The organism is Enterobacter cloacae complex sp. EB5 (assembly GCF_031432835.1).
Classification (GTDB): Bacteria; Pseudomonadota; Gammaproteobacteria; order Enterobacterales; family Enterobacteriaceae; genus Enterobacter; species Enterobacter hormaechei_C.
Genome location: NZ_CP133860.1, coordinates 2285905 through 2309904, shown reverse-complemented (window position 1 = coordinate 2309904; position 24000 = coordinate 2285905). Strand labels below are relative to the sequence as shown.

The 24000-nt window shown below is 52.4% G+C and carries 22 protein-coding genes and 2 pseudogenes; 12 read left to right on the top strand and 12 right to left on the bottom strand.

Annotation, left to right across the window (positions count from 1 at the left end):
* The first annotated feature begins 1 nt into the window (after position 1).
* From RHN82_RS10940 to acpT, 5 genes are read left to right on the top strand one after another with little or no spacing between them, the layout of a single operon-like run.
* Positions 2 to 1168: a beta-ketoacyl-[acyl-carrier-protein] synthase family protein gene (locus RHN82_RS10940; RefSeq protein ID WP_047050566.1), complete on the top strand. Its 1167-nt coding sequence runs from the start codon at positions 2 to 4 to the stop codon at positions 1166 to 1168.
* Positions 1165 to 1641, top strand: a complete 477-nt coding sequence (locus RHN82_RS10935) for a 3-hydroxy-fatty acyl-ACP dehydratase (RefSeq protein ID WP_100245290.1) — start codon at positions 1165 to 1167, stop codon at positions 1639 to 1641. Before RHN82_RS10940 ends, RHN82_RS10935 begins: the two co-directional genes overlap by 4 nt.
* Positions 1635 to 2366 (top strand): 3-ketoacyl-ACP reductase FabG2, encoded by a 732-nt coding sequence (locus RHN82_RS10930; protein ID WP_026094333.1) that lies wholly within the window; start codon positions 1635 to 1637, stop codon positions 2364 to 2366. Before RHN82_RS10935 ends, RHN82_RS10930 begins: the two co-directional genes overlap by 7 nt.
* A complete protein-coding gene (locus tag RHN82_RS10925) occupies positions 2363 to 3592 on the top strand; it encodes a beta-ketoacyl-ACP synthase (protein WP_047050568.1) in 1230 nt (409 codons plus the stop codon). Before RHN82_RS10930 ends, RHN82_RS10925 begins: the two co-directional genes overlap by 4 nt.
* A gap of 2 nt (positions 3593 to 3594) precedes the next feature.
* Positions 3595 to 4188 carry a 4'-phosphopantetheinyl transferase AcpT gene (gene acpT, locus RHN82_RS10920; RefSeq protein WP_032649774.1) on the top strand — a complete coding sequence of 198 codons (594 nt, stop codon included), beginning with the start codon at positions 3595 to 3597 and terminating at the stop codon, positions 4186 to 4188.
* A 58-nt stretch (positions 4189 to 4246) separates the two neighbouring features.
* Here acpT and RHN82_RS10915 read toward each other — a convergent pair whose 3' ends face one another.
* Positions 4247 to 4753, bottom strand: a complete 507-nt coding sequence (locus RHN82_RS10915) for a phenolic acid decarboxylase (RefSeq protein WP_032649776.1) — start codon at positions 4751 to 4753, stop codon at positions 4247 to 4249.
* 99 nt (positions 4754 to 4852) lie between these two features.
* Between RHN82_RS10915 and RHN82_RS10910 the strand changes: the two genes are divergently transcribed.
* The 3 genes from RHN82_RS10910 to RHN82_RS10900 all read left to right on the top strand — a co-directional run bounded on the left by RHN82_RS10910 (position 4853) and on the right by RHN82_RS10900 (position 7330).
* A complete protein-coding gene (locus RHN82_RS10910) occupies positions 4853 to 5734 on the top strand; it encodes a LysR family transcriptional regulator (RefSeq protein ID WP_032649778.1) in 882 nt (293 codons plus the stop codon).
* A gap of 32 nt (positions 5735 to 5766) precedes the next feature.
* Positions 5767 to 6561: an SDR family NAD(P)-dependent oxidoreductase gene (locus RHN82_RS10905; protein ID WP_032649780.1), complete on the top strand. Its 795-nt coding sequence runs from the start codon at positions 5767 to 5769 to the stop codon at positions 6559 to 6561.
* 106 nt (positions 6562 to 6667) lie between these two features.
* Positions 6668 to 7330 carry an HAD family hydrolase gene (locus RHN82_RS10900; RefSeq protein ID WP_003861228.1) on the top strand — a complete coding sequence of 221 codons (663 nt, stop codon included), beginning with the start codon at positions 6668 to 6670 and terminating at the stop codon, positions 7328 to 7330.
* A 60-nt stretch (positions 7331 to 7390) separates the two neighbouring features.
* Here the strand turns inward: RHN82_RS10900 and RHN82_RS10895 are convergent, their stop codons facing one another.
* A complete protein-coding gene (locus tag RHN82_RS10895; RefSeq protein WP_047050571.1) occupies positions 7391 to 8416 on the bottom strand; it encodes a TerC/Alx family metal homeostasis membrane protein in 1026 nt (341 codons plus the stop codon).
* A gap of 328 nt (positions 8417 to 8744) precedes the next feature.
* On the opposite strand from RHN82_RS10895, the gene RHN82_RS10890 reads away from it, so the two are divergent.
* Complete coding sequence (locus tag RHN82_RS10890) at positions 8745 to 10079, top strand: MFS transporter (RefSeq protein WP_047050573.1); 1335 nt, start codon at positions 8745 to 8747, stop codon at positions 10077 to 10079.
* 36 nt (positions 10080 to 10115) lie between these two features.
* Here the strand turns inward: RHN82_RS10890 and RHN82_RS10885 are convergent, their stop codons facing one another.
* Positions 10116 to 10853 carry an IclR family transcriptional regulator gene (locus RHN82_RS10885; protein ID WP_047050575.1) on the bottom strand — a complete coding sequence of 246 codons (738 nt, stop codon included), beginning with the start codon at positions 10851 to 10853 and terminating at the stop codon, positions 10116 to 10118.
* Positions 10854 to 11022: 169 nt separating this feature from the next.
* On the opposite strand from RHN82_RS10885, the gene RHN82_RS10880 reads away from it, so the two are divergent.
* Both RHN82_RS10880 and RHN82_RS10875 read left to right on the top strand, forming a co-directional pair.
* Complete coding sequence (locus RHN82_RS10880) at positions 11023 to 11715, top strand: RraA family protein (protein ID WP_047050576.1); 693 nt, start codon at positions 11023 to 11025, stop codon at positions 11713 to 11715.
* On the top strand, positions 11715 to 12659 hold the full coding sequence (locus tag RHN82_RS10875) for a hydroxyacid dehydrogenase (RefSeq protein ID WP_047050578.1): 945 nt from the start codon (positions 11715 to 11717) through the stop codon (positions 12657 to 12659). Before RHN82_RS10880 ends, RHN82_RS10875 begins: the two co-directional genes overlap by 1 nt.
* A gap of 369 nt (positions 12660 to 13028) precedes the next feature.
* Here RHN82_RS10875 and pcoE read toward each other — a convergent pair whose 3' ends face one another.
* The 4 genes and pseudogenes from pcoE to pcoD all read right to left on the bottom strand — a co-directional run.
* A complete protein-coding gene (pcoE, locus tag RHN82_RS10870) occupies positions 13029 to 13463 on the bottom strand; it encodes a copper resistance system metallochaperone PcoE (RefSeq protein ID WP_000723069.1) in 435 nt (144 codons plus the stop codon).
* 217 nt (positions 13464 to 13680) lie between these two features.
* Positions 13681 to 15081, bottom strand: a complete 1401-nt coding sequence (pcoS, locus tag RHN82_RS10865) for a copper resistance membrane spanning protein PcoS (protein WP_040119791.1) — start codon at positions 15079 to 15081, stop codon at positions 13681 to 13683.
* Positions 15078 to 15758, bottom strand: a complete 681-nt coding sequence (gene pcoR, locus RHN82_RS10860; RefSeq protein WP_001188930.1) for a copper response regulator transcription factor PcoR — start codon at positions 15756 to 15758, stop codon at positions 15078 to 15080. Before pcoR ends, pcoS begins: the two co-directional genes overlap by 4 nt.
* Before the next feature lie 54 nt (positions 15759 to 15812).
* A pseudogene (pcoD, locus tag RHN82_RS10855) lies at positions 15813 to 16532 on the bottom strand (copper resistance inner membrane protein PcoD); the annotation flags it as partial.
* Between the two features lie 71 nt (positions 16533 to 16603).
* Between pcoD and RHN82_RS10850 the strand changes: the two are divergent.
* Positions 16604 to 17724, top strand: a protein-coding gene (locus RHN82_RS10850) for an IS3-like element ISSen4 family transposase (RefSeq protein WP_085950818.1) whose coding sequence is annotated in 2 segments (ribosomal slippage) — positions 16604 to 16862 and positions 16862 to 17724 — 1122 coding nt in all. Because the reading frame shifts where the segments join, the coding sequence is not laid out codon by codon here.
* A gap of 21 nt (positions 17725 to 17745) precedes the next feature.
* On the opposite strand, the pseudogene RHN82_RS10845 reads toward RHN82_RS10850, so the two are convergent.
* From RHN82_RS10845 to RHN82_RS10825, 5 genes and pseudogenes are all read right to left on the bottom strand, one after another.
* Positions 17746 to 18042 (bottom strand): annotated as a pseudogene (locus RHN82_RS10845) (TniQ family protein); the annotation flags it as partial.
* 40 nt (positions 18043 to 18082) lie between these two features.
* A complete protein-coding gene (locus RHN82_RS10840) occupies positions 18083 to 19531 on the bottom strand; it encodes an ATP-binding protein (protein ID WP_001049180.1) in 1449 nt (482 codons plus the stop codon).
* Positions 19531 to 21654 carry a transposase gene (locus RHN82_RS10835; RefSeq protein WP_000351437.1) on the bottom strand — a complete coding sequence of 708 codons (2124 nt, stop codon included), beginning with the start codon at positions 21652 to 21654 and terminating at the stop codon, positions 19531 to 19533. The genes RHN82_RS10840 and RHN82_RS10835 overlap by 1 nt, the downstream gene beginning before the upstream one ends.
* A complete protein-coding gene (locus RHN82_RS10830; protein WP_000090708.1) occupies positions 21641 to 22483 on the bottom strand; it encodes a TnsA endonuclease N-terminal domain-containing protein in 843 nt (280 codons plus the stop codon). The genes RHN82_RS10835 and RHN82_RS10830 overlap by 14 nt, the downstream gene beginning before the upstream one ends.
* A gap of 142 nt (positions 22484 to 22625) precedes the next feature.
* Positions 22626 to 23828 (bottom strand): NAD(P)/FAD-dependent oxidoreductase, encoded by a 1203-nt coding sequence (locus RHN82_RS10825; RefSeq protein ID WP_047052693.1) that lies wholly within the window; start codon positions 23826 to 23828, stop codon positions 22626 to 22628.
* Positions 23829 to 24000 lie beyond the last annotated feature (172 nt).

The window sequence follows — 24000 nt, the reverse complement described above, 5'->3', positions numbered from 1 at the left end:
GATGATTTACCTTTCTGCCGTTGGCATGGTCAACGCGCTCGGCAACTCGGCTGATGAAATAGCGGCGAACCTGATCGCTGGTGTGGCCCCCGGGATGCGTCAGCGTGCGGGCTGGCTACAGGGCTTACCCGAGGCCGTGCTGGGAGGCGTGGAGGGTGAACTTCCCCCTGTCCCCGGGTCTTTTTCTGCGCATCGCAGCCGCAACAACCAGCTGCTGCTGGCGGCGCTGGCGCAAATCCGGCCCGCCGTCGATGCGGCCATTGCGCGCGTGGGACGCGACCGCGTGGCGGTTGTGCTGGGCACCAGCACCTCCGGGCTGGACGAGGGTGATGAGTACGTGCGCCGCGCGCAGAACGGCGAGAGTAGCCCGCAGTGGCAATATCCGCAGCAGGAGCTGGGCGATCCGTCGCGCTTTCTCGCCCGCTGGCTTGCGCTGGACGGCCCGGCGTATACCATCTCAACCGCCTGCTCCTCCAGCGCGCGGGCGATCATCAGCGGTCGGCGCCTGATTGACGCCGGGCTGGTGGACGTCGCCATCGTCGGCGGGGCCGACAGCCTGAGCCGTATGCCGGTCAACGGCTTCAACAGCCTGGAGTCCTTCTCCCCAACCCTGTGCGAACCGTTTGGCCGCCACCGTCGGGGGATCACCATTGGCGAAGCGGCGGCACTGATGGTGCTGACCCGCGAGCCGGGCGAGGTTGCGCTCCTGGGCGCGGGGGAATCCAGCGATGCGTACCATATTTCCGCCCCGCATCCGCAGGGTGAAGGGGCGATCCGCGCCATTAACCAGGCGCTGAACGAGGCGGGCATGACGGCGGCGGACGTCGGTTATATCAACCTGCACGGCACCGCCACGCCGCTGAACGATCGCATTGAGGCGCAGGTGATCCACGATCTCTTTGGCGACCGCGTGCCGTGCAGCTCCACGAAACATCTTACCGGCCACACGCTGGGCGCTGCGGGGATCACCGAGGCCGCCCTGAGCTGGCTGATCCTGACCCGAGACCTGCCGCTGCCGCCGCAGGATTTTTCCCGCTACGCGCCGGACGACACCCTGCCCGCCTTCGGCCTGCTGCACCAGAGCGCACCGCTGAATAAACCGGCGATCCTGTCAAACTCCTTCGCGTTTGGCGGCAACAACGCCAGCCTTCTGCTGGGGAGGGTATGATGCGCTACTTACCTCCCGGGGATTATCTTCCTCACGACACGCCGATGCTGCTGCTTGAGAGCGTGGAAAGCGTTACCGATGACCGCGCCGTTTGCAGCGTGACGGTGAACGATCGGGGCGTTCTGGCTCCGTTTCTGGACGCGGACGGCAACCTGCCTGGCTGGTTTGCGCTGGAGCTGATGGCCCAGACCGTGGGCGTCTGGTCTGAATGGCACCGGATGCAAAAAGGGCTGCCGCACTGTGCGCTGGGTATGGTGCTGGGCGCGCGCGAGCTGGTGTGCGACGCAGGGCATTTTGCCGCAGGCTGCACGCTGACCATCACCATCGAACGTCTGATGCAGGATGAACGCTTTGGCAGCTTCGAGTGCGCCATTCATGCGGATAATGTCTCCCTCGCCACGGGCCGCGTGAACACCTTCCAGCCGAGCGAGGACGAATTAACCACACTTTTTAACCAGGGAACACCATCATGAGATCCGTACTGGTCACCGGCGCCAGCAAAGGCATTGGCCGCGCTATCGCCCTTCAGCTTGCGGCGGACGGTTTCACCGTCGGCGTGCATTACCATCGTGATGAAGCGGGCGCGCAGGAGACGCTGGAAGCGATTGTCCAGGCAGGCGGCGCGGGCCGTTTACTCACCTTCGACGTGGGCAACCGCGAGCAGTGCCGCACGGTGCTGGAACAGGAGATCGCTGACCACGGCGCGTGGTATGGCGTGGTCAGTAACGCCGGTATTACCCGCGACGGTGCTTTTCCGGCGCTCAGCGACGATGACTGGGACAGCGTGATCCACACCAATCTCGACAGTTTTTATAACGTCATTCATCCCTGCATTATGCCGATGATCGGCACCCGCAAGGGCGGGCGGATCATCACCCTGTCGTCGGTGTCAGGCATTATGGGCAACCGTGGGCAGGTGAACTACAGCGCGGCGAAAGCCGGGATCATCGGCGCCACCAAAGCGCTCGCCACCGAACTGGCAAAACGCAAAATCACCGTCAACTGCATCGCGCCGGGGCTGATCGATACCGGCATGATCGAGATGGACGAAGCCGCGCTGCACGCGGCGATGTCGATGATCCCGATGCAGCGCATGGGCCAGGCCGAGGAGGTCGCCGGACTGGCGAGTTACCTGATGTCGGATAAAGCAGGCTATGTGACGCGTCAGGTGATTTCGATTAACGGAGGCATGCTATGACCCGCCGGGTAGTGATTACGGGCATGGGCGGCGTCACCGCGTTCGGCGAGGACTGGCCGACCATCTCGCGCCGTCTGCGCGAATATGAAAATGCGGTGCGTACCATGACGGAGTGGCAGGCGTATGACGGCCTGCAAACCCTGCTCGCCGCGCCGATTGAAGACTTCACTCTCCCCGCTCACTATACCCGTAAGCGCATTCGCGCCATGGGCCGCGTGTCGCTGCTCTCTACCCGCGCCACCGAGCTGGCGCTGGAGCAGGCGGGGCTGATCGACGACGCGGTGCTGACCAACGGTCAGACCGGCATCGCCTACGGCTCGTCGACCGGCAGCACCGGGCCGGTCAGCGAGTTTGCCTCCATGCTCACCGAAAAGCACACCCACAACATCACCGGCACCACCTACGTGCAGATGATGCCGCACACCACGGCGGTGAATACCGGGCTGTTCTTTGGCCTGCGCGGACGGGTGATCCCCACCTCGAGCGCCTGTACCTCTGGCAGCCAGGCGATTGGCTACGCCTGGGAAGCGATTCGTCACGGCTACCAGACGGTGATGGTGGCAGGCGGCGCGGAAGAGCTGTGCCCGTCGGAAGCGGCGGTTTTCGATACCCTGTTTGCCACCAGCCAGCGTAACGACGCGCCAAAAACCACGCCGTCGCCGTTTGACGTTCAGCGCGATGGCCTGGTGATTGGCGAAGGGGCGGGCACGCTGGTGCTGGAAGCGCTGGATCACGCCAGAGCGCGCGGGGCGACAATCTATGGCGAGATCGTGGGCTTTGCCACCAACTGCGATGCGGCGCACATCACCCAGCCCCAGCGTGAAACCATGCAGGTGTGTATGGCGCAGTCGCTGGTGATGGCGGGCCTTGGCCCTCAGGAGATTGGTTATATTTCTGCCCACGGCACGGCAACCGATCGCGGGGATATCGCCGAGAGTCAGGCGACCGCCGCCATTTTCGGCGACAGCGTGCCCATCTCATCCTTAAAGAGTTATTTCGGCCATACCCTGGGCGCCTGCGGCGCGCTGGAAGCCTTGCTGAGTCTGCACATGATGCGGGAGGGCTGGTTCACGCCGACGCTCAATTTAAGACAACCGGATGAGCAATGCGGCGCTTTAGATTATATTATGGGGGAAACCCGCCCGATTGATTGCGAATTTATTCAGAGCAATAACTTTGCCTTTGGCGGCATCAATACCTCGATAATCATTAAACGCTGGGCGTAACTATGTACCAGTTTGTACTGGGAAAGATCTCCACCCTTAGCGCGGACCCGCTGGCGTCAACGCTCGCAGACATGGCACCTCAGGGTGCACGACACGCTTCCTGGCTTGCAGGCCGGACGCTGCTCGCCAGAACGTTATCCCCCTCACCGCTTCCCGAGATAATTTACGGCGAGCAGGGAAAACCGGCCTTCGCTAACGGCCATCCGCTGTGGTTTAACCTGAGCCACAGCGGGGACGATATTGCCCTGCTGATGAGCGATGAAGGTGAAGTGGGCTGCGATATCGAAGTGATCCGCCCGCGGGAGAACTGGCAGGCGCTGGCGAATGCCGTTTTCAGCCTCACCGAACATGACGAGCTGGAACGTGAAGCGCCGGAAGAGCAGCTTTCCGCATTCTGGCGCATCTGGACACGCAAAGAGGCGATCGTCAAACAGCGTGGCGGCAGCGCGTGGCAGATTGTCAGTATTGACAGCACCGCCCAGTCGCTCCCGGTCAGCCAGCTACGCTTCGGCTCGCTGAGCCTGGCGGTCTGTACCCCTACGCCTTTCACCTTAACGGCGGAAGCGGTTACTTACTCCGGTATTTCTGCGGCATAAAAAACGGCCATGCCGGTTAAACCAACATGGCCGATGTCTCGTTCACGTGTTCCCGATCTTATTTTAAATTTTCCGGAAAGTTTTTTGGCAACTCGCTGGCCGCGCACGCAATAACGCTATCGTCATTCGCACCGCAGTCGCGCACGAAGGTGATGGTGGCAAATTCATCAATCACTTCGGTTGGATACGCTGGCCCGGCATCACGGTAGCTATTCATCAGCGGAATGTGATCGTTCTGGAAGCAGACGGTTTTTTCCGGATTATTCATGACCCAGCGCGGGAAGAAGATGGTGCCGTGGAACAGGCGGTCGCCCAGGTTCACGATCAGGCTCACGTCGGTACCGGTTGGCTCCGTCCAGGAAATTTTATAGATGCTCTCCCCAACACGGACAATGTAGGCCTGCTGATCTTTCACCCAACGGTTGCCCACCAGACCGCTGTGAATACGGTAGTCCAGGGTGTTTTCGTTTTTAACGTAAATTTCATAGTTCCAGCCATTATCGTAGGTATATACCAGATGTTTACCGACGAAGCCGCTTAAATCATGTTTGTCGAAGGTGCTCATAAGATGTCTCCTTTGTTTTGATGAGACGATCGTACCCCTTCAAAAAATGAATGAATAACGCTATGTTTGAATCAAATTCATCCAAAATTTAGATTAATTATGCACAAGACGACGCTCGAACAGTGGGCCTTACTTGAGAGAGTCATCGAGGCGGGCAGCTTCGCTAAGGCGGCGGAAGAGACCCACCGCAGCCAGTCCTCGGTCAGCTATAACCTGTCGCTTTTGCAGGAGCGGCTGGGCGTGGCGCTTCTGATGACAGAGGGACGGCGTGCCGTGCTGACCCCGGCGGGTGAGCTGTTGCTGAATCAGGTTAAACCGCTGCTGAAAGCCTTCGCCTATGTGGAAACGCGCGCTGCGACCCTGCGCAGCGGGATGCGAACCCGTATCGACCTGATGGTAGACAGTATTTTTCCGCGCAGCCGGCTGTTCGCGATTTTGCGCCAGTTTCAGCAGCTGTACCCGCAAACGCAGGTGCGGCTTACCGAGGTGCTGGAAAACAGCCGCGCGGATGCGCTCAATGATGAAGCCGACGTGATGGTCTTAACCCGCCGCCAGGACATTACCGGCCTGGGCGAATGGCTGATGAATATCGATTTTGTTGCCGTCGCGCATCACGCGCACCCGCTGTTTGCGCTGGATACACCGCTTAACGACGAGATGCTACGACCGTGGCCGCGCATTCAGATCGCAGACAGCCAGCCCACCGCTCACCCCACCGGGGAGTCGTGGACCTTCTCCACCATCGATGCCGCGATCGAAGCGGTGATGTATCAGGTTGGATACGGCTGGTTACCGGAAGAACGCATTCAGACCCCGCTCCAGCAGGGCATCCTTAAAACGCTGCCGCTCAGCCACGGCGTACGTCGCGCCACGCCGCTGCACCTCATCGTCAAACGCTCCCTCAGCCCGCTGGACGAGCAGGTTGAGACGCTGTTGCGCCTTTTTAAACAGGAGCCGTCATCGTCAACTGCTACGCTTTAAGTTTTGAACCAAAAGATGACAAGGAGCGAATGATGAAAATTGATTTAACGGGGAAAGTGGCGCTGGTGACCGCGTCCACCGGCGGTATTGGGTTTGCCATCGCCCGCGGGCTGGCGGAGAGCGGTGCGGAAGTGATCGTGAACGGGCGCAGCGTCGACTCGGTGAACAAAGGCATTCAGGCGCTACAGCAGGTGGTGCCTGGCGTACAGGTCCGTGCCGCCATCGCCGATCTGAGCTCGCAGGAGGGCGTTGACGAACTGCTCAGGGTCGCCACGCACGTCGATATTCTGGTGAATAACGCCGGGATCTATGGCCAGCAGGATTTTTATTCCACCGACGACGAGACCTGGGAACGCTACTGGCAAACCAACGTGATGTCCGGCGTGCGCCTCTCTCGTGCCCTGCTGCCCGGCATGGTACAAAAGGGCTGGGGTCGCGTGGTGTTTATCTCATCAGAATCGGCCTGCAATATTCCTGCGGATATGATCCACTATGGCGTGACAAAAACCGCCCAGCTCTCGCTGGCGCGCGGTCTGGCGAAGTTCGTGGCAGGCAGCGGCGTGACGGTGAACAGCGTGCTGCCGGGCCCGACAATGTCGGACGGTTTTGCCGCGATGATGAAAGACGAGATCGAAAGAACCGGTAAATCGCTGGAGCAGCTGGCGAAAGAGTTCGTGATGGCGAATCGCCCCAGCTCGGTGATCCAGCGCGCCGCCACGGTGGAAGAAGTGGCGAATATGGTGGTGTATGTCTGTTCCATGCAGGCCTCCGCGACTTCCGGCGCGGCGCTGCGCGTTGACGGCGGCGTGGTGGATGACATTGTTTGACCCGTCAGGCCACAGGTTCAGGAAAAAATGCGACCTGATATAAGGACTATGAAGGTAAAGCAGGTAAACTAGTGAACAGAATGTGTATTTCAGCTAAGACGTATTTATGACCAATATGATTGCCGACGAAGCCGTGGCGAAGTCCAGCGTGCTCTCTGTCTTTGACTTTGATGGTACGTTGACGCACCACGACAGTTTTATCCCGTTCCTGCGCTTTGCCTTTGGCAAGCGCTACTTTGCTGGCCGACTGGTGCGCATGGCCCTGCCTACGCTGCACTGTGTGCGCCGCAAGCTGACGCGAGATGAGCTGAAAGAGGTGTTGATCAAAACCTTCCTGACGGGGGTGGATGAGCACTGGTTACGTCAGCAGGCGGAAGCCTTCTGTGAAAAATACTGGAACAAGCTGATGCGCCCGGAAGGTGTGCTGGCCGTCGCCAACGAGGTCAATTCCGGTGCGGAAGTGACGATTTGCTCTGCTTCCCCGGCGCTGGTATTGCAGCCGTGGGCCGATAAGCTCGGCATTAAGCTGATTGGCACGCAGCTGGAAGTGAAAGACGGCAAGCTGACCGGGCGGATCACCGGCCACAACTGCCGTTGTGCCCAGAAGGTGGCGAGGCTGGAGAAGGTGTATGGGGATTTGAATGCGTATCATCTGCGCGCCTGGGGCGACACGCGTGGCGACCACGAGTTGCTGGCGGCGGCGCAGGATCCGCACTGGCGGCATTTTCATCATCCGAGCAAGCGCCGAAATTCACCAATTAAGGGTTAGGTGCGGCCCGATGCCCTCACCCCGGCCCTCTCCCACAGGGAGAGGGAGAAAAGCGGTACATCAGGCTTCACGTTTTCCCGGGAACATCACGCTCGCAATAATCCCCAGCGCCAGTACCCCCAGCACCACAAACAGGCTTGCCGTGGCGCCGATGTTATAACCGTGATGCCAGAAATGGTCGGTCGCATTCAGCCCCAGCTTGAACGCCACGAAGAACAGCAGTAACACCACCGCTTTCTCCAGATGCACCAGATACTGCTTCAGCGCTTCCAGCACGAAGTAGAGGGTACGCAGGCCGAGGATCGCGAACATCATGGCGCTGTAGATAATCAGCGGCTCACGGCTGACGGCAATGATTGCGGGTACGGAGTCGAAGGCGAACATCACGTCGGACAACTCCACCACCGCGACGCAGAGCAGTAGCGGCGTCGCGTAGCGCTTCGCCTTCTTCACGCGGCCTACCATCACATCCTTGTTTTCAGGCTTCTCCAGTTCGGCATCCACCTCTTTCTGGGTCAGGATAAACGCATGGCTGCTGATTTTTGGCCACACCGGATAGAAGCGTTTCACCAGGCGGTACGCCAGATGGTTGGAGTAATCTTCGACTTCATCGCTCTCTTCATTGCGTCTCAGCATCATCACCGCCGTCCAGCCGACGACCAGCGCAAAAATGACCTCAACATACGGCCCCAGGCTCAGCAGGCTGGTGCCGATGGCGACAAAAATACCGCGGAACACAATCGCCCCGAGCACGCCCCAGTAGAGCACGCGGTGACGATATCTATCCGGCACGCCAAACCAGGCGAAGATCGCCATCATCACAAACAGGTTGTCGACGGAGAGCACCTCTTCCAGCGCATAGCCGGTGAGGAACAGACTGGCCATCTCCGCGCCGTGGTGCACGTATAAGAATCCGGCGAAGGCCATCGCCATCATGACCCAGAAGATGGACCACATGACCGCGCTTTTCAGCGAGATCGGTTTATCGTGACGGTGCATGAAGAGGTCGATAAACATCGCCCCAACGGCCATCACCACGAAGACAACAACGGTTTCCGTCGGGAAACCGAGATGAGCAGCAGACATAGACAACCCTTTTAAGAAAACAAACCACAACACCATGCAGGCTGGCGTAAACCAGAAGTGAGAATGGGGGAACGTGTTATTCGCCTGTACCCCACAAAACCGCAGCTCTGTGGCTGCGCAAGGTGTGTACTTTACCTCACAACGGGGGGTGGCGCATCTGTCGTTTCGGCTCATGACGTAAAGCCCGTTAACTGTGAGTCACGTCTTATTTACATCATTTATACCTTCCATTAACTGGATAAAAAGAAGGCGCCGACGCTATAGTGGTTTTGTTTAATAAAACTGAGTTGTACCTGATAAAACCAAGAACAGACCCTGCGAGGAACACATGACAGAACATATTCGTAATGGCGTTGCCGCCACTGAGGACATAGAAAGAGAGACTATGCGCAAGGTGATCTGGCGTATCCTCCCGTTTCTGATAGTCAGTTATCTGGTCTCTATTATCGATCGCGGCAATATCGGCATGGCTTCGCTACAGATGAATGAGGATCTCGGTCTCAGCAAAGCGGCGTTTGGCTTCGCCAGTAGCCTCTATTTCGTGGCGTATTTTCTGTTTGAAGTTCCAAGCAATCTGGCGATGCAGAAAGTTGGCGCACGTCTGTGGATCCCCCGCATTATGATCAGCTGGGGGGTGGTGTCCATGTGTATGGCACTGGTACAAAACACGACGTCGCTTTATATCGTGCGTTTTCTGCTGGGTGCTGCGGAGGCGGGCTTCTTCCCCGGCGTCGTACTCTTTCTGACCTGGTGGATCCCTTCCCGCTACCGTGCGCGAATTATCGCGTCCTTTATGGTCGCGATCCCGCTGGCCAATTTTATCGGCTCGCCGCTGTCCGGGTTGATTCTGTCGCTGGATGGCTGGCTGGGTCTGCGCGGCTGGCATCTGCTGTTTATCATTGAAGGTTTACCCGCCGTCCTGCTGGGTATTGCCGCCTGGTTTGTTCTTCGCGATCGTCCGCACCAGGCTAACTGGCTTAATGCGGAACAGAAAAAGTGGCTGGAAACGACGCTTGAAACCGAGCGTCAACAGCAAAAAAATATCGGACACCAGACGACATGGCAGCTGCTCAGGCATCGTCAAATCTGGCTGCTGGCGCTGATTTACGCAGGCGCGTCATCAGCGGGCACCACCATCAGCGTCTGGTCACCGCAGCTGCTGAAATCGTTCCACCTTGATAATCTGGAGACGGGTCTGTTCAACGCCATTCCTTACGGTCTGGCATCCGTACTGATGATTGTGTGGGGACGCAGTTCTGACCGAACCAACGAACGCCGCTGGCATACCGCTCTGACCCTTTTCATGATTGCCGCAGGCGTATTTGCCGCCTTTGTCAGCGTCTCTCTTTCCGCCACCATTGTTATCCTGAGCATCATGCTGATAGGGGCGTATTCAATGAAGGGGCCTTTCTGGGCGCTGGCCTCAGGCTGGATGAGCAGCACGTCGGCGGCTGCGGGGCTGGCCGCAATTGGCGCCATCGCTAACCTTATCGGCGGCGCGGTGATGGTCAACGCTTACGGTGTTATCAACGAACGGACGGGAAGCCACACGCTGGCCATGCTTCCTCTGGCGGCGTTGTGCGTCGCGGGGGGGATCGCGGTGCTGGTGATGGGACGCCAGGCCCGCAATGCTCAGTTGCATGAAAAGCAGGTCACCCATTAGACACAACTAAAGCGGGACGCACGTCCCGCTTTATGCTTAGAGACTCTCTTCCGCAGTATCCTGCGTTTCCCCATAAAACTGCTGGCAGAAAGGCTTACTGGCCCCCATTTTCTGCGACAGGCGGCTGGCGGTGGCATGCATTAGCTGGCTGATCCCCTGTTCACGGCGATCTTCAGTCAGTCTGGAGATGGGCCCGGTCAACGCCAGCGCCGCAATCAGCTTGTCATTGACGCCGAAGACGGGCATCGCGAACGCCGCGGTATGCGGGTCACGAGCGCCTGCGGTATAAAGTGGAACAGCGGGCTCCCCCTCTGGCAGCGCGTCATTAAGACCCCAGTGGCGAAGCACTTTACTGATGGCAGAATCGTCCAGCGGAAACTGAGTACCCGGCAGATTGCTGTGACGCAACCCGTGCGATGCTTCTGCCCGGAACAGGCACAGACGTTGCCCGCCTTCTAACACATACCAGCTGGCGCTCTCCTGAGAGGCCTGTGATAACGCCTGAAGCTCAGGCTGCACCACCCGGGAAAGATGGAAAGATTGTTCATAAAGTTTGCCAAGGTAAAGCAGACGTGGGCCAAGCGCATAATTGCCGTCATCATGCCTGACGACATAGTTCATTCGCTCAAGCGAATTCATTAACCGGTAAACCGTGGTTTTGTGATAACCCGATAGCTGCGCCAGCGCGGTCAGCGTCAGGCTCTCCTCGCCGGGACGGAAGCAATCCAGTAAAGCCAGCGCCTTTTCGACCGCTACAACGCCTTCGTTACCCATCATCATCTCCTTTTCTGCTCGGCAGTGAGTGTACCTCAATTTTTGTGAGTCACTTCGTGTTTACATCACAAACGCCATCGCAGATCTGGCTAAAGGGAAAGCAACACCGCTATAGTTGTTTTGTATTGTACACCTGCATTGTACACAGTAAAACAATATGGAGGCATATATGCCTATTTCTGAAAAATCATTGATTAATCGTCAGGTCGAACGCGTATCGGCTGAACAGGTTCACCAGGCTGCCGAATATCAGGCCGCCATTCTGGCGGATGTTGCCGGTCGCCGCGGTACACTGCATGGTCGTATCAAACCGCTCGCGCCTCACATGGCCGTTGCGGGCCCGGCAGTCACCGTGGAGGTGCGCCCGGGCGATAATCTGGCCATCCATGCCGCAATGGCCGTAGCACAGCCTGGCGATGTGTTGGTTGTTGACGGGAAAGGCGACCTGACCTGTGCGCTGCTCGGTGAGATTATGGCGACGCAGGCCCAGGCAAGCGGTATTGCGGGCATCATCATTGACGGGGCGGTACGTGATGCCGATACCCTGAGTAAAGGTCACTACCCCGTCTTCGCCGCCGGTCTTAACCCGTGTGGCCCGACAAAATCAATTCCTGGCCGGGTTAATCACCCCATCTCTGTCGCTGGCGCAACGGTACGAGCCGGGGATCTGGTTGTGGCGGATATCGACGGCGTGGTGGTGATCCCGCGTGATGAAGTGCAGGCCGTTATCGCCATGGCCAAAGGGAAACTCGAAACAGAGACCCGTCGTCTTGCTGCTATTCGTGAGGGCGATTTACGTCCACACTGGCTTAACGACGCGCTGCGTAAGGCGGGCATGTTATCTGACGGGGAGACGCTGTAATGGAAGGCAAACGCGTTGTACTGGTCACGGGATGCGACCTGGCGGACCAGGCTGTCAACATGCTGCGAGACTTTGACGTGGTGTATGCCGGTCATCAGCCCACTGAAGATCAGCTGGTTACGCTGTGCGAACGGCACAATCCTGTGGCCATCCTGGTGCGTTACGGCAAAATAACCGCAAGGATCATGGATGCAGCCCCTGCATTACAGGTTATATCGAAACACGGAAGCGGCATTGACGTGATAGACCAGCCAGCGGCAGCGGCGCGTAATATCGCCGTTCGTTCCGCCCCCGGCGCCAATGCGGCAGCGGTTGCAGAACATACCTGGGCATTGATTCTTGCCTGTGCCAAATCCGTGGTCACCCTTGATAAACGCCTGCGTGACGGGCACTGGGATAAAGCCACGCACAAATCGATCGAGCTGGAAGGCATGACGCTGGGGCTTATCGGTCTGGGGGCGATTGGCTCGCGGGTTGCGCTGGTGGGGCAGGCATTCGGCATGCAGGTTGTGGCGTATGATCCTTACGCTAAAACGATGCCTTCTGGTTGTGAACGGGCAAACACCTTACCCGGCCTTTTATCCCGTGCCGATGTTATCTCCCTGCATTGTCCGCTCACAGACGACAACAGAGGAATGATCAACGCAGACACGCTCGCGTACTGTAAACGTAACGCGATCCTGGTGAACACGGCGCGCGGCGGGTTAATTAACGATGAAGCCCTGTTACACGCGCTGAAGGATGGCACCTTGCACAGCGCGGCACTCGACAGCTTTACCTGCGAGCCGCTGACCGCCCCGAACCTGTGGCAGACCGTCGATAACGTCATCATTTCGCCGCATATTGGCGGCGTCAGCGCAGCGTCATACATCAAGATGGGAACCGTGGCCGCCAGCAATATTCTGGAGGTTGTACGCCTGACTGACGACGCCGTCAGCCCCTAAAATGCAATGATGAATGACCGCGCCCGCTTGTCATTTACCCTCAGCTGTGTAGAGACATTAAAGTTGTATCCTTTAACCTGAAAAAGACTTTAAAGTTGTAAAGTTTTAAAAAAAACACATACAAAACATGATGCTAAGTGTGTATCACACGCTGTTCCAACATTATGCCTTGATGTTCTTGCAGGAACTGCAATTTACAGGAGGAAAAAGGTGTTTTTGTAGTTATCTGGCGTTACGTGACAGTGTTGGTCAGATACTTCCACCTCTTCAGAGTTAAAGTTTGATATATGGGAAAAAAAACGCTCCCGGACGGGAGCGTAAGCCAGTGACTTCGGCGTCAAATGAGGGTCTAACAAGTGGAGCTGCGGGTTAATTCTGGGTGATCTGACTGCGATGCTTATCAGCCTGCTGCTGGTGAACAACGGAAGACTGACCATTATTCGCCTTCTCATGTACAGCTGCGGCCTTCTCATGCTCGCTCATTTCAGAAAATGACTTTGCTGTTTCGTTGGTAGCTCCGGGTTTAGCTTTCATCATTTTTTTATGCATTTCAGCCATGTCCTGGTGGGCAGCAGAATTGCTGTTTTGCATCATGTCATGGGACATTGCGGCCTGATCGTGACTGCTCATATCCATCATTGTCATGCTGTCTCCCTGAATTGCACTTTTTTCAGCAGATGACTGCATCTGGTGGGCAGGTGCCTGTGCATTATTTACCTGGTCATGCATGTTCATTGTCTCTGCAGCCATGGCAGATGAAGCGGCAGCCATAATGGCAACAAATGATACGAGAATCTTTTTCATGGTTGGGTCTCCGGTGTTTACATACCCAAACAATCAATGGCTTATAACAGAGAAAGCAGTTGATCTCAGGGCGGGTTAATCATCACTCCAGGAACCAGGTGATTGTGTTATCACGCTGCTCCTGATTTATGAATAATTATAAAAAACCGCCTCTGTTTATCGCGTGACTGAATGATGACAATTTTGTCACCTTCCAGGTTTCTCCTGAACAACGGGATTAATCCATTAACAGGCGCACTTTGAACACAATTTCACGCCCCTGCTGTTCTGCTGACAGCTCGCCGCCGTGAGCATGAATGATCGACCTTGTAATTGATAATCCCAGCCCCGCGCCTTCCGTATTGTAGAACCTTGATGAGTCTGCGCGATAGAACCGGTCAAACAAACGTTCCAGATTAGCGGGAACCTGGCCGGACATCGTATTCGTAATCATCACGTTCACACAGTCACTGTCACGCTCAAGGTGTATCGCTGTACAGGTGTTATCGGGAGAATACTTGATTGCATTGGAAAGCAGGTTACTGAAAGCACGTCGGAGCATATCGCTGTCTCCGGCAACAACGCCCTCTCCTTCAACCGTGATTGTCTTTCCTGTTTCGTCTGCCAGGGGCTCGAACAACTCACGTAATTCATTCAGTTCGGCTGCCAGATCCACATCATGTTTATCCAGCCGCAGCAGACCATGCTCTGAACGTGCCAGAAAAAGCATGTCACTGGTCATTCGTGACAACCTTTTCAGTTCTTCCAGGTTAGCGAATAAAATTTCGCGGTAATGCGAAACATCCCTTTCCTTAGCCAGTGCAAACTGCGTCTGCATCATCAGATTACTGACTGGTGTGCGCAGCTCATGCGCGATGTCAGACGAGAAATCTGACAGTTTCCGGAATGCCCCCTCCAGGCGATCAAACATATTATTGAACTCCTGCATGGTCTCAGAGATTTCCGGCGGAGCCAGATCGGGATTTAGACGCTGATCCAGGCTGTGTACAGTCATGGAGGAAGCCAGACTGGTCATTTCCCGTAACGGTTTCAGACCAATACGTGTGGTCAGCCAGCCCAGAAAAACAGAAATAAAGACCAGACCGATATTGAACCAGAACAGCCAGGTACTGAGTTTGTCCATAAACAGGGTGTGATACCCAGTATCCGTGGCAACCGTAATGATGACATGTTTGCTTTTACCCTGTTCCGGCGTCATGGCAACCCGCCGCGAGATACTGCGGTACACGGTGTTATTTTCTTCCGTCTGGATCATATAGTCGAGAATATCACCCGACTTATTAAGCAGGACCGCTGGAACAACAGAATTTTTGGCATAGAGTTCAACAATTTTTTCATTTTCCATGTTTTTTATAGAAATGAATAAACCATTGTGCCCTACCATCGCATCGTTTATTTTTTCTGATAATGACTTAATATCCGTTTTGTTCCGGAACGTCTCTGTTTTAAGAAACTCTTCGGTGAGCTGAAGTTTACCTGTCAGAAAATCGCGGTCCTGATTATCGAAATAGCCATTAAGGGTGCTAATCAGGATAAAACTTGATAACCACCATACCGTAAGCATCACCGCAGAAAAAATCAGGCTCAGGCGTGTGGTCAGGGAAATTTTGAACCTCACTCTTCTCTGATCTCCAGGACATATCCGGCACCGCGAACGGTATGGATCAGTTTTGGCTCAAAGTCATCATCAATTTTACTTCTCAGACGTCTCACGGCGACATCAATCACATTCGTATCACTGTCAAAATTCATGTTCCAGACCAGGGACGAGATAAGACTCCTGGGTAACACTTCTCCGGTGCGTTGCAGCAGCAACTCAAGCAGAACGTATTCTTTACCGGTGAGATGGATCTTCTTCCCCGAACGGATCACGGTCCGGCGCACCATATCAACGGTCATATCGGCGATGGTGCAGACTGTTGCGGCCTGCGAGCGTGCCCGGCGCAGTAGGGTTCTTACACGTGCAACCAGCTCCGTAAAATCAAAGGGCTTAATCAGGTAGTCATCTGCGCCAAGCTCCAGTCCTTTCACTTTGTCCCGCACGTTGTCCTTTGCGGTTAAAAACAGGACCGGTTCTTCGTGCCCGGACTCCCTCAGTGCGCTGATGATTTGCCACCCGTCGAGGAAAGGCAGCATCACGTCCAGTATTATCAAATCATACTGTCCCTTCGACGCGGCCCCGAGACCATCGCGGCCATTATTAAAGAGATCGGCCTGATAGCCTTCCTCAACCAGTCCCTGCTGCAGGTAACGACCTGTTTTTTGTTCGTCTTCAACGATTAAAATACGCTGCATGGTCAACTCGCTGATATGAAAGTAAAAATCTCACGCATGAGCTTTGGCTGTCCCCTAGCTGACCTGAGACGGAGCAAGCATTCCGAGCCACGCTACGGCGCCCAGAATGATAATCGCAACAACGAATTCTGTCAGGATGCTGTTTCGCATCAGGGCAACGCTGCGATCATAATTCCCTTCCCTGACCATAACTTCAAGCCGGGGACCCAGGTGAAACCGGTTTGCTGCAGCCAGAAGAAGCATCAGAACAAACAGAGCCGTCTTGGCAAGCAATATCCTCCCCCAGGAACTGTTGAATAAGGGAGTTAAGTTACCCTCAGCAATATACAGATAGTTGACCAGCGCACTCAGGATCAGGGCTACAACAATCACCGTTCCTGCCGTGGCAAATTTTGCCAGGGAGTCAGATATCACAATGACGCTCTGTGCATTATGCTCGTTTCTGCGCATCAGCAGGATAGCAAATGCAACCAGAGCACCTGTCCAGGCACCTGCAGCGCCGAGATGGGTCAGATCGCTCAGTAAATGGAGATAGTAATGCAGACCGTCATGCATAACGGCGTGTCCTCCCCAGGCAAGTGTAGCCAGCGCCACGCCCCCACTCATCGTCATCAGCAGGCAGGACAATACTCTCTTATTAGTGTAAAGGAACAAAGCACCGAGTGTGGTAAACAGGGCACAGAGCCTGACAATCCAGCTAATACCCACATCAGTTTCTTCTATCACCATCTCGATAACATGGATGGATAATTCTCTGAGGTCAGTTACTCCACTTGACCTGCTCCCCGTTGATTAGTACACCCCGATGTTAGTAATGTCTTCATAAGCCACATGAGGACATCCCCATGAAGAAGCGTTTTTCCGACGAACAGATCATCAGTATTCTCCGCGAAGCCGAAGCTGGGGTACCCGCCCGTGAACTCTGCCGCAAGCATGCCATTTCCGATGCCACGTTTTACACCTGGCGTAAGAAGTATGGCGGTATGGAGGTGCCTGAAGTTAAGCGCCTGAAGTCGCTTGAGGAAGAGAACACCAGACTCAAGAAGCTGCTTGCCGAAGCCATGCTGGATAAAGAGGCGCTTCAGGTGGCTCTTGGGCGAAAGTACTGACGACAGACCAGAAGCGGGAAGCCGTGATGTTGATGTGTGATGCGACCGGTCTGTCGCAACGTCGTGCCTGCAGGCTTACAGGTTTATCCCTGTCGACCTGCCGCTATGAGGCTCACCGTCCGGCTGCTGATGCGCATTTATCAGGGCGCATCACTGAGCTGGCACTGGAGCGCAGGCGTTTTGGCTACCGTCGTATTTGGCAGTTGCTGCGCCGTGAAGGGCTTCATGTTAATCATAAGCGCGTGTACCGGCTTTATCACCTCAGTGGCCTGGGCGTAAAACGCAGAAGACGTCGTAAAGGGCTGGCAACAGAACGTCTGCCGCTGCTCCGTCCGGCGGCGCCCAATCTGACCTGGTCGATGGATTTCGTCATGGACGCACTTTCCACCGGTCGCAGGATCAAGTGTCTTACCTGCGTCGATGATTTCACAAAGGAATGCCTGACGGTCACTGTTGCCTTTGGGATTTCAGGCGTTCAGGTCACGCGTATTCTGGACAGCATTGCACTGTTTCGAGGCTATCCGGCGACGATAAGAACTGACCAGGGGCCGGAGTTCACTTGCCGTGCACTGGATCAATGGGCCTTTGAGCATGGTGTTGAGTTGCGCTTAATCCAGCCGGGCAAGCCAACGCAGAACGGATTTATTGAGAGCTTTAACGGACGATTTCGCGATGAATGTTTGAATGAGCACTGGTTCAGCGATATCGTTCATGCCAGGAAAATTATTAATGACTGGCGGCAGGATTATAACGAATGCCGCCCGCACTCCACGCTGAATTATCAGACACCGTCTGAATTTGCAGCGGGCTGGAGAAAGGGTCATTCTGAGAATGAAGATTCCGACGTTACTAACTGAGTGTTGTATCTAATCGTGGGGGCAGGTCAGATTAAGCCTGGCAGGGGTCGTGTTGAAATCCATAATTTCATTACGACTGATTGGTAGTGCCCAGGCAAAAAGAGGGAGTAAAGTCTGTTCATGCCAGAGCTGATCTGCACTTTCGGATGTATGAAGAGAAATAGCCTTTAATCCTGAATTGAGAATTGGATGGACGTTCATATCAGGTTTGTTGAAAATGATCGTTAACAGAGAAGATGGGGACATACCGTACACGGTAGTTGTCCGACAAAACCGGCTGAACAAGGATTCATCAGGCAAAACAGGCAACATTCTCATTTCCCACACCTCTCTTTGACCGTTACGAACTGTTACCTCATTACAATTTATTAAGTGGATCTATATTTATAAGCCCGCAACGCTGAAGAGCATCGTAGGTATTTTTCTTTTCAGCTGTCCTGTTGATAACAAGATCGTGGTCAAGAGACAGTATTTTCTCGTCGAAATTGCGCAAAACCTCGTCTATTTTTCCTACGAATTCCTTGTGCTGTGGCCTGTCTATATCCCCAGGGATCAAAGACTTTAGGGACTTCTCTGCCATGATTTTAGCCGAAGCATCACCCTCATTAGATGCAGAGAGCCATTTAGCTTCCTCATCTTCAGTCGCGGCCCCCGGGAGTGGAGTATCCTTATATTCCTCCGTATGACTCACGAGTACCGGTACAGAGGCCGACAAGACTGCGCCAGTGATGATTTCATTGCCGCTACCGATAACCTTTAATTGTGCCCCCCGATAAATCATCTGAGCCAATCCAATATTGCCTTTAGATAAAATGAATAATTTTTCGTTTAACTCATCATTTAATGGAGTTTCAACATTTGTCCATTGTAATGGCCATAAATAATGAATAAACGATTGCCAGTCTTGTGAATCGTATCTAACATTCTTAATTTTCATGTAACCACCAGACTCTGCCCGCCTGGCAATTCTCATTTTCTTTGTCAGCGTCTCGTCAAAAGGATGATTTCCACAAAAAACCATAGATACCCCCATGGAATCTACAATTTCATGTAAAAAATCAATCAACTTACTCTCACCCCCGGTTCTTGAAAATTTAAGCCTCTGCATTTCATCAATAACAAGGATACCCAAAAATGATGATTTAATTCTTTGTGCAATCTGGCGAGCCAGAGCACCATTTCTAATCTCAGGTGTAGTTCGTTCAATACCAATTGCATCATCTAATTTTTGTAAAATCTCTTCACAAAGGTCTCTCACACTTGAATTGTATGGACAATTAATCTTTACCCATACAATTTGCTTACTGAAGCCGGGAAAAACTCCTTTATAGCTGCTGTGTTCTATAATCTGAGGGAAATGATCCATGACTTGCTCAATCATGGTAGTTTTTCCAGAACCACTCATTCCAACTATCGTAATAGTTTCAGCCTGGGATTTAAAATATCCACTTTCTGGCTCAATATCAGGACGCTCATTTCCATAGTAATGAAGATATTGAATTGTTCCGCTTTTTAAAGGATTACGAGCTGCATAGCTTTCCCTAAGTGCCCGTAAGATCATCTTATAAGCCTGGATAAGATTGGTTTGAGGGCAACGGAATTTCTTTATACGTTCGACATACTGCTCTCTAACATTCGCCGGGGCAGTCCAGCGGATTTTTTCGTCAATTTCGGGGAAATAACTCATTTCCAGAAGTACTTCATCTTCCGTAAGCGCTTCAGGAAGTGCTTCAATTAAGGGATTGCCACGATACTCAGGTAACTCCTGTTCTTTATATATCGCTGAAACGCGCCGTATAAGGTTCATTATTCTGCGTCCTCAGTCTTCTTCTTACCTTTTAACCATCTTTGTTTCTCCTCCCGGCCAGGCAAAAGCAGAACATTACTGGATGAAGGAAGTAGGGGTTCAGATCTTCCATTAGCAACATGAGTTCGCCCTAATGAATCAAGTTCATTTTTCCTGTTCTTTTTAATATCTTTACCATGTACCCGGCGAGATTCGTATATTTCATTTAATCTTTCGTTACCTTTCCTGTTAAATTCATCTTTATTATTGATATTGCTGAGCGAATCCAGAGTAAATAAATTAATTTCTTTTTGAGTATCTACCCAATCAGCCATTACATCTGTATCAAGATGAGCTTTCCCTTTAAATACATCTCTTTTCTTAAGTAGGTAATGTTTTTTGAAAATGCTATTTTTGTCAAATCTTACATATATATAATCTACGCAATTGTCATCTATTCTTGCTTCACAAGTGGTTCTTCCAAATACTCTGACACCTGATGCAATTTCAGGATCACATTCATAAAAAAGATTATTGTACTGAATCCCACCGGCGGTAATGTTAGCGTTCACAGGGATTAACAATCGTGCGATCACTTCGTCGGCCCCAACGGCTCTTGCGCTGAATCTCCCGTGCTTTAAGCTTATCATCCAACTATTTTTTGGTGATATTACGAGATCATTTTCAATCAGTAAGGGATTGATATAAGCCAGTTCCTCATACGTTCTCTGATTATGTGCAAGTATCTCCCGAATCAGTAAAGACGTGACCTCCTGAATCGTTAAACAAGCCCTGGATTGCGGTGTTGGCTCTCCTTTAACAATCTTTCCCCTTCGTGTTGTTCCAATAAGCCTATGAATAACCTCATCATTCAGAATGCCGAAACAGCGTTCAACAATGCTTTTTCTGTCGCCTCTACCGACTGGCGCAAACTCAAGTTTTGTCAGGGGGGTCATCTCTTCCTGAGGTTTAAGACCAATCATCTCCCCGTTGTCACACATCAATGTTAATGGAATGTGAGAACAAGGCCAATCATCATCAGTAATAGAGATTCCAAATAATCTACAATATTCTTTTTTTGGCATAAAGCAATTTGCTAACGCTTGTCGGGCGGCTCGCCATGAAGCATGGTATAAAGAAACATGAAGGCCAACAATCATTCTTGTTGCACGATCCACCACTGTATAAATAGTAGGACGCCCAATGACTTTTCGTCTGTTTAAACTCGAAATAAGATGTACATCAGCGACAGTTGAGTCTATTTCGAAAACATCACCCGGCAAAACAGTTGTATTAGCCACACTACCTAAAAGCGCCCGCATTTTGAGGTCTATTTCTTTTTTCGTGTTCTTCTTATTTATCGAGAAATCTTTAGTGAAGAGTTTTTTATTCCAGTATGAAAATTGTTTTAAAGAAGGAACATATGGAGCTCTATTTTCTAGGTTTGCTGTTTTAATTTCATCCCTAAAATACAAATCAATATGTCTCTCTAATGTTTTCTTTATCGTATCTCCGTTAACTTTATAATGATACGTAATGAGAGATTTTCTAATATTATTTATATCTCTTTCATTAAGAATGAAAACACGTGATCGTTCATTAGGTAATGCTCTGTTTTTTTTGGAATTCCCAAGTTTAATTTCATGTTTGATTCTACTTTTCCCAGCGGCGCCACAGTTCGAGAATGCGGGTAGCAATGCATAAATATCCTGCCCATGTCGCCAATACAACGCCAGAAGCGTTCTGATAGTATATTGTGATATTTTTTTATTTCTTGAGTAATCCATTAAAAGGTGCGACTTTTTATGTAATGCATAGTCGAACAGAAACATTCTGTCATCTACAAGATCTTTAATGATATTGTAATTTTCATCTCGCCTTCCTCTGTCTTTATCTGTTAATTCTTTCTCATCTACTAACATATATGAAGGATATATATAATCTTTACAAGTTATGCTATTTGATTCAATATAATATTTAAACATTGAAAATGAGAAAGGGATTGGCTTACCCGTTCTTTCTGATTTTATTTTAAACAAAATTAACAAATCGACCTTTCTGTCAAAATCCAAAACACGGTAAAGTCCCTCTGCAAGCAAATCAGTGCCTTGAGAGAGCCAGACTGAATTCCTAATAATATCCATTTGAGTTCAGTCCTATATAGTGGTCATTGGAAATTATCTTTATCAGACCGGTTTCGAGTATTGGATATGATAAATCAACATTTATCATTTTTAATCCAATCATTGCCTGCAATAACATCATCGCTTCTTGTGCATCTACCCCAAAGATTGATGAAATCATTGCACGTAGTCCTACTATGGGATAAACATCTGGTTTAAGCTTCCATAGGATTTTATCAAGAGGATATTTATCATAAAATTCAGAACCATCTCTTAATACAGAAGTAGCCCAGCAAATGTTTTTACCGACGACGTTATTGAGTTCCGAGCCAACATAAATTTGAAACTCAACATCAATCAACTGCCAAAACATCCTCTCTATTTCAAGTTTTTGGGCTTCGCGTTCAGGTATGCTCTCGTTATGTTTTACTGCTATAGCTTTGTATCGAAGTCCGCCTTCAGGAGTTCTCAAGGTCAGTAAAAAATCGGTTGTCATAACATTCAGAACTTCGACAGGTACTCCTCTTACTCCCCTCACCATAGGATGTTGAAAATGTAGATGATTTGCTATTTGTTGGGTAAGCCGGAGAGGAAAGAGTGGGAATTGTTCCCGGATATCAATCACCGAGTCATTAAACTCAGCCAGATAGAAAAAGTTACTTTCGACAGAAGAAAGGAGATGATGGTTTCGAAACGTCTTAAGGCCAAAGACTATCGAACGGTTTCCACGGGATTTAACGTCCTGAGCTCTAAGCCAGGGCTGATAACTTTGGCCATAGCCCACTCCTATGCCGTCACCTAGCGCATTTTCATAATCCAAATAGGATTTGAGACGCCTACCCCTAGCCATGATCGTACCCTAAAAACGACATTGATACGTACCTATATGTGCATTTTATAGTCTCCAACCCTATAACCACACATTCAGTAAGTATACAACATTAGCGTCGTTTTTTGAGAATGGTTACAACTTTAGTGCTTTGTGTACAACTTTATTGTCCTCGGACATCAGCGAGTGCCTGCGCGCATGCCCAGGCACTGGCCCACGCCCACTGGAAGTTATACCCGCCGAGCCAGCCGGTCACGTCCATCACTTCACCAATGAAATAAAGACCAGGCACGTTGCGGGCTTCCATCGTGCGGGATGAGAGTTCGTTTGTATCCACGCCGCCGAGCGTCACTTCCGCCGTGCGGTAGCCTTCGGTGCCGTTTGGCTGTACGCGCCAGTTCGTCAGCGTCTCCACCAGCGTTTCCTGCTCGCGGCTGTTGAGCTGCTTGAGCGCAACATCCGGAATTTGCCCTAACGCCTGCAAGCACTCCACGAGACGCTTCGGCAGCTGCATCGCCAGGGTATTTTTCAGGCTTTGATTCGGGTGCGCGGCGCGTTGCTCGTTGAGGAAGGCGTCCAGATCGCAGTCCGGCACCAGGTTTACGGAGACAAACTCCCCCGGCTGCCAGTAGCTGGAGATCTGCAATACCGCCGGGCCCGAGAGTCCGCGATGGGTAAAGAGCAGATTTTCGCGGAACACCGTGCCGTCTTCGGCCGTAATGACCGACGGCACAGACACGCCGGAGAGCGTCTGAAGCTGTTCCAGCAGCGGCTTATGCAGCGTGAACGGTACCAGCCCGGCGCGGGTGGGCAGTACCTTCAGGCCAAACTGCTCGGCGATTTTATAGCCGAACGGTGAGGCGCCCAGCCCCGGCATCGAGAGGCCGCCGCTGGCGATCACCAGGTTATCGGCGCTGACGGTTTCACCGTTGAGTTGCAGCGTGTAGCCCTGCTCGTCACGGGCGACGTCCAGCACTTCGGTGCGCAGGCGCATTACAACGCCGCCTTTCTCGCACTCGGCCACCAGCATATCGACGATTTGCTGCGCGGAGTCGTCGCAGAACAGCTGCCCCAGCGTCTTCTCATGCCATGCGATACCGTGTTTACCCACCAGCTCAATAAAATCCCACTGGGTGTAGCGCGCCAGCGCAGATTTGCAAAAATGACGGTTCTGGCTCAAATAGGCCGCAGGCTCGACATAAAGATTAGTAAAGTTGCAGCGCCCGCCGCCAGACATCAGGATCTTGCGGCCAGGCTTTTTTCCGTTATCCAGCAGCAGCACGCGACGACCCGCTTGTCCGGCCATCGCCGCACAAAACATACCCGCCGCACCGGCGCCAATTACTACGGCATCAAACCTTTCCACGTCAAAACCCTCTTCGTTAACTGCCGCGGATTGTAAAGTTTCCTCAGTGGTCGCACCAGCGTAAAAAGATATTACAAAGCCATTTCATTGATATTTAAAGATTATCCTTTCAGGCACATTTCTCAAATAAGGTGGTATGTCAAAAAAAGTCTATATTTCACTTTGCCCGTTG